Below are 6,090 nucleotides of genomic sequence, written 5' to 3' on the forward strand. Positions count from 1 at the left end.
GGCTGGACGGCGCGAACCCCTGGGCAGACTCGGGCATCACCCAGGACTACGACTTCACTACCTGGTTCGAGCTCATCGAGCAGCTCTCCCCCGAGACACTGGTATTCGCGGGACCGCAGGGCACCCGGTGGGTGGGCAACGAGGCGGGCATCGCGCGCACCACGGAATGGAGCGTCGTACCGGCCACGGGCGATCCGGACACCACGCACAACGAAGGGCTGATCCCCGGGGGCGCATGGGCGGAGGACATCGGCTCGCGTACGGTCCTGGCCGATCCGCGCATCGAGTACCTGCAGTGGTACCCGGCCGAGGCGGACACCTCGAACCGGCCCGGATGGTTCTACCACCCCGACGAGAACCCCAAGACGGCCGAGCAGCTGGTCGACACCTACCAGCGCTCGGTGGGCCGCAACTCGGTATTGCTGCTCAACGTTCCGCCCGCGCCCGACGGCCGGGTCGACGATCGAGATGTCGCTGAGCTGGCATCGTTCGGCGACTCGATCCGGTCCACCTACGAGACGAACCTGCTGGAACCGCATCCCGACGACGCACGGCCGCCGGCGAACCGCAAGCTCATCGCCGACCTGACCGACGACGATCTGACCAGCTCCTGGACGCCGCCACGGAAGGCGTCCACGGGCACGCTGGAGATCGAGCTCCCCGGCTCGCGGACGTTCGACCAAATCCGGGTCGGTGAGGACATCACCCGTGGCCAGCAAGTCGAGCGGTTCACCATCGAAGCCTGGGACGACGACGAGCAGACCTGGGTGCGGCTGACCGGCACCGAAGGCGACCTGGCGGCGACGACCATCGGCTACAGCCGGATCTTCGCTCTCGAGGAGCCGGTCACTGCCGACCGGATCCGGGTACAGATCCTGCAGGCACGCTCGACGCCGCACATCACGTCGATCGGCCTCTATGGCGGCGTCGACCCGAGCTGAGAGTCTCAGCCCTCCGAATCCGGGTGGGCGGCGGTTGCGGGGCAGAGTGGCTGCCGGCACCGCCGCCTACACCGTGCGCATGCGCATGACCATGTGGGTACGATCTGGCCGCCGTGACATGTGACAGGGGCTGCGCCAGCTCCCCGGTGCGACACAGCCCCTGTTTCGGCGTTCCCTCGCGATCATTTCCGTTTTGCGACGATGGTAAACATCATCAACTTCGCCCGATTTACGCCTTCCGGATCACGGAGCCATTCGCTGGAACACGGTCCGCTGGAACACGGAGTTCCGTGGCTCTGCCCACGGCATCGGACGGGCTGTAGAGTTCCGAGGTCTTTGTGCTCCCTACTCGTCGTCCATGACGTCTCCCAGTAACCGGCCGATACATCGGATGTCTGGCAAGGGAAGCGGCGATGTTCCCAGTGTCAAGGCTGAACCTGCAGGTGATCCATCCGAGGACTTCTCGCAACAGGCCGCGCCGAGCACGCAGAAGTATCGTTGCGGTTACGGCCATTGACATGGCATATTGCGCCGCTACCATCGGATTCATCCGACCTATTGTTGTCCCAGCGACATCACGGGCTCAGCTAGCGATCAGACAAGGAGCGCCGTGGACGATCAGCAGCTACTCACGATCAACGGCGTCAGCAAAGGCTTCCCCGGCGTCCAGGCGCTCTCGGGCGTGCATTTCGAGCTCCGAGCCGGCGAGGTGCATGCACTCGTCGGTGAGAACGGCGCGGGCAAATCCACCCTCATGAAGGTGCTCGCCGGCATCTACCACCAGGATTCCGGCGCCATCGCCATCGACGGCCGGGCGGTGGACATCGACGGACCACAAGCCGCCCAGGACCTCGGGATCAGCATCATCCATCAGGAGCTCTCGCTGATGCCCGACCTCACCATCGCGGAGAACATCTACATCGGCCGGGAGAGAAGGCGGGGCTTCGGGTTCTTCGTCGACGACCACGACCTCAACCGCCGTGCCACCGAGCTGTTCGACCACCTCGGCATCGTGCTGGATCCCCGCGCCAAAGTCGGTGAGCTGCTGGTGGCGCAGCAGCAGGTCGTCGAGATCGCCAAAGCCCTCTCGTTCGACGCACGCATCCTCATCATGGACGAGCCGACCGCCGCGCTGACCGAGTCGGAGACCAACACGTTGTTCCGGCTGATCCGCGACCTCAAGCGCCGGGGCACCGGCGTCATCTATATCTCGCACCGCCTCGAGGAGCTCAAGGCCATCGCGGATCGCATCACCGTGCTGCGCGACGGTTCCTACATCGACACGCTGACCACGGACGAGACCGACCTGCGACACGTCATCTCGCTGATGGTCGGGCGCCACATCAAAGACGAGACCCGCCCGCTGCCGGCCGACGGCGCACAGAGCACGGTCCTCGAGGTGACAGGCCTCTCCACGAAAGGCCTGCTCAAAGACGTGAACTTCGACCTGAGGCGGGGCGAGATCCTCGGCTTCGCTGGTCTCATGGGAGCAGGGCGGACAGAGGTGGCCCGGGCCGTCTGCGGCGCGGACAAGGCCGACGCCGGTGAGATCGTCCTGCACGGCAAGCGCGTCAAGATCAAGACTCCGTCCGAGGCCGCACGGCTCGGCATCGGCTACCTCTCCGAGGACCGGAAACGGTTCGGCTTGATGCTCGACCAGGACGTGCACTTCAACATCCTCATCTCCTCACTACCCCGCCACGCCAACGCACTGGGCCTGGTCCGTGAGGAGCGCGCACGGCAGGAGTCGCGCCGATACGTCGACACTCTGAAGATCAAGACACCCTCTACCCGGCAGCGGACGAACAACCTGTCCGGCGGGAACCAGCAGAAGGTCGTCATCGCCAAATGGCTGCTGCGCGACTGCGACGTCCTCATCTTCGACGAACCGACCCGCGGCATCGACGTCGGGGCCAAGGAGGAGATCTACGACCTGCTCGACACGCTGGCCAAGCAGGGCAAGTCGATCATCATGATCTCCTCCGAGCTACCCGAGATCCTCCGTATGGCGCACCGGATCGTCGTCATGTGCGAAGGACGCGTCACCGGCATCCTCGACAACGCCGACGCCGATCAGGAGGTCCTCATGGATTACGCCACCAGGTCCGGAGTACACGGAGGCATCACCGCATGAATCCCGTCGACGCCGCCGAACGCGCAACTGACGACGCCTCCGGCGCTCCAGGCGAGAACGGCCGGCGCACCGCGCTCGGTACCCTGCGCCGCCAGCTGCAGCAGATCCTCGCCTTAGCCAGCCTGATCGTCCTCGTCGGGTTCTTCTCTCTGGCCAGCAGCAACTTCCTTACCTGGTCGAACATCACGGGCATCCTGCTGTCCACCGCGGTCATCGGCATCCTCGCCTTGGGTACCACCTTCGTCATCATCACCGGCGGGATCGAGCTCTCACTCGGCACCGGCATGACGCTCGCGGCGGTGATGACCGGCGTCTTCCTGGTCAACCTGGGGTGGCCGCTGTTCCTCGGCGTGCTCGGCGGCGTCCTGGTCGGCGCGCTCATCGGCCTCATCAATGGGATCAACGTCGCCTTCCTGAAGATCCCGCCGTTCATCGCGACGCTGGCCATGATGCTCATAGCCGAAGGGCTGGCGCTGGTCATCTCGGGTGCCGCACCGATCTACTTCACTGAGGTCTCCGGGTTCAACGACATCTCCCGCGGCAACGTCATCCCCGGCCTGGACCTGCCCAACGCGGTGCTCATCCTTTTCGTCCTGACTCTTGTCGGCGCGGTCATCCTCGGCAGGTCGATCCTCGGCCGCTACACGTTCGCCATCGGCAGCAACGAGGAGGCCGCCGGGATCTCCGGGATCAACATCAAGAAGTGGAAGATCATCGTCTACACGTTGTCCGGCGCGTTCATGGGCATCGCCGGGGTCGTCCTCGCCGCCCGCCTGAACTCGGCGCAGCCCTCGCTCGGTGTCGGCTACGAGCTGCAGGCCATCGCCGCGGTGGTCATCGGCGGCACGTCGCTACAAGGCGGCAAGGGCAGCGTCGTCGGCACGTTGATCGGCGCCCTGATCGTCGGGACCGTGACCAACGGTCTACGCATCATGTCCGTCCCGCAGGAATGGCAGACCGTCATCATCGGCCTGGTGATCCTCGTGGCCGTGTACACCGACATCCTCCGCCGCGGCAAGGGCGGATAGCCCCACGCCGCTCTGCGGATCGCCGACCATCCAGCACACCTCAAAGATTCGGAGCACACCATGAGAGAACGAGCGATCGGCGTCGTCGGCGTCCTCGCGATGGGCCTCGCCCTCGCCGCATGTTCGGAGGACGACGGCACAAGCACGACGGAAGGCGGCGGGGGCGACGGCGACCGGCCCCAGGTCGCCCTGGTCTCCAAGGGCTTCCAGCACCAGTTCTGGCAGGCCGTGCGCGAAGGCGCCGAAGAAGCGGCCGAGGAGTTCGAGGTCGACGTCGAGTTCGAGGGGCCCGATTCCGAGTCTGAGGTGGCCCAGCAGATCGACATGCTGCAGACCGCCATCGACCGCAACCCGGACGCACTCGGATTCGCCGCCCTCGACAGCCAGGCGGCCGCGCCGCTGATGGAAGAGGCCGCCAGCCGGGACATCCCGGTCATCGCCTTCGACTCCGGGGTGGACAGCGAGGTCCCGATCGCCACCGCCGCGACGGACAACAAGGCGGCCGCGGCACTGGCGGCAGAGAACATGGTGGACTTGATCGGCGGCGAAGGCAAGGTCGCCCTCGTGGTCCACGACCAGACCAGCGTCACCGGGGTGGAGCGCCGGGACGGCTTCGTCGAGTACATCGAGGAGAACGCACCCGACGTCGAGATCGTCGACATCCAATACGGCGGCGGCGACCACCTCGAGTCGACCAACGTCGCCACCGCCATCATGCAGGCGCACCCCGACCTCGCCGGCATCTACGGCGCCAACGAAGGCTCCGCTATCGGCGTCGTCAACGCCGTCAACGAGCTGGGCATGGCAGGCGATATCACCATCATCGGGTTCGACTCCGGTCAGGCTCAGATCGATGCGATCAACGACGGCATCATGGCCGGCGCCATCACACAGAACCCGGTCGGCATCGGCTACGAGACCGTCAAGGCAGCCGTCATGGCGCTGGACGGCGAGGACGTCCCGGAGACGATCGACACGGGCTTCTTCTGGTACGACTCGACCAACATCGACGACGAGGAGATCCAGGCAGTCCTGTACGAGTGACGGGTTGTGCCGCAGGCATGGAGGATCGGGATGATCAGATACGAGTTTGGTGGGTTATAGCGCCCTGAACTCGTATCTGATCACGGGGTGGTCAGCTGCTCGCGGTCGGCGTCCCACACGCCCTGCGCCAGCCGGGTGACGCGGGGCGGGGACGGCGGAGTGAACCCCGTGACCGCACGGAGACCGGCGAGGATCTCCTCCGGACGGATGGTGGGCGCCTGGTGCTCGATTACGCACCGCAGCGCCGGGACGGTGGTGGTTTCGGGTCGATCAGCGGAACCAGGGTCGGCAACTACTGGAGCCGCCGGCTGCTCCTCGGTCACGGCTGCCCGCAGGACGGCTCCACGCGCGTCGAGCGTACGAACACCCTTCTTGGTGAGGCGCTCGACTTCGACCGAGTCCGCCGCCATCAACGCCTCGACGGCGGCCCGGACGTCGTCGGTGTCGGCGCCGGGCAGCTCGATCAGCCAGGACGACGCCAGCAGATGGTCGGCCAAGGAGCCCTTATCGTCCGGGTCGACGGCGGTGACCTGGACGATGTCCAGGCCGGGCGGAAGCACCCCGTCCAATGCGGACCGGACCTGTTCCGGGTCGCGGTGCGCCGTGAGGGAGATCTCCAGGTACTCCGCCTCGCTGGCGGCGCCGGTCGGTGCGGCACCGATGAACGAGATCTTGGGGTGTGGAGTGAAGCCATGGGAGTACGCCATGGGTACCTCGGCTCGCCTCAGCGCACGCTCGAAGGCACGCTGAAAGTCACGGTGGCTGGTGAACCGGAGCCGACCTCGCTTGGCGAACCGGACCCTCATCTTCTGCACGGCCGGCGGCTGGTTCCGCTCCGGGGCCGCTCGGTGCGACGACGTACTCACATCCACCACAGTAGACGGTGCCCCCAGGAGACGGCCGAGCCTGCTCGGCCCGGAGGCGGCCGAGACCGGCAACACAC

At 66.1% G+C, this 6,090-nt stretch carries 5 protein-coding genes; 4 read left to right on the forward strand and 1 reads right to left on the reverse strand.

The window, feature by feature from the left end; translation table 11 throughout:
- The 4 genes from ELR45_RS39870 to ELR45_RS31645 form a co-directional block, all read left to right on the forward strand.
- Positions 1-941 (forward strand): discoidin domain-containing protein (locus ELR45_RS39870; RefSeq protein ID WP_205857656.1); only part of this gene is annotated, 941 nt, incomplete at its 5' end.
- Positions 942-1,551: 610 nt separating this feature from the next.
- Positions 1,552-3,075 carry a sugar ABC transporter ATP-binding protein gene (locus ELR45_RS31635; RefSeq protein ID WP_129669838.1) on the forward strand — a complete coding sequence of 508 codons (1,524 nt, stop codon included), beginning with the start codon at positions 1,552-1,554 and terminating at the stop codon, positions 3,073-3,075.
- On the forward strand, positions 3,072-4,103 hold the full coding sequence (locus ELR45_RS31640; protein ID WP_129669839.1) for an ABC transporter permease: 1,032 nt from the start codon (positions 3,072-3,074) through the stop codon (positions 4,101-4,103). Before ELR45_RS31635 ends, ELR45_RS31640 begins: the two co-directional genes overlap by 4 nt.
- A 60-nt stretch (positions 4,104-4,163) precedes the next feature.
- Positions 4,164-5,147 carry an ABC transporter substrate-binding protein gene (locus tag ELR45_RS31645; RefSeq protein ID WP_129669840.1) on the forward strand — a complete coding sequence of 328 codons (984 nt, stop codon included), beginning with the start codon at positions 4,164-4,166 and terminating at the stop codon, positions 5,145-5,147.
- Positions 5,148-5,227: 80 nt separating this feature from the next.
- On the opposite strand, the gene ELR45_RS31650 is transcribed toward ELR45_RS31645, so the two are convergent.
- The coding region (locus ELR45_RS31650) for a TIGR03936 family radical SAM-associated protein (RefSeq protein WP_205857657.1) at positions 5,228-6,090 on the reverse strand (863 nt) is incomplete at its 5' end.

The sequence above is a fragment of the Phytoactinopolyspora endophytica genome (genome assembly GCF_004138495.1).
In the GTDB taxonomy this organism is placed as follows: domain Bacteria; phylum Actinomycetota; class Actinomycetes; order Jiangellales; family Jiangellaceae; genus Phytoactinopolyspora; species Phytoactinopolyspora endophytica.

Excerpts from the sequence above, each read along its gene's own strand:
- ELR45_RS31640 (WP_129669839.1), top strand. The coding sequence starts at position 3,072 with ATGAATCCCGTCGACGCCGCCGAACGCGCAACTGACGACGCCTCCGGC.
- ELR45_RS31645 (WP_129669840.1), top strand. The coding sequence starts at position 4,164 with ATGAGAGAACGAGCGATCGGCGTCGTCGGCGTCCTCGCGATGGGCCTC.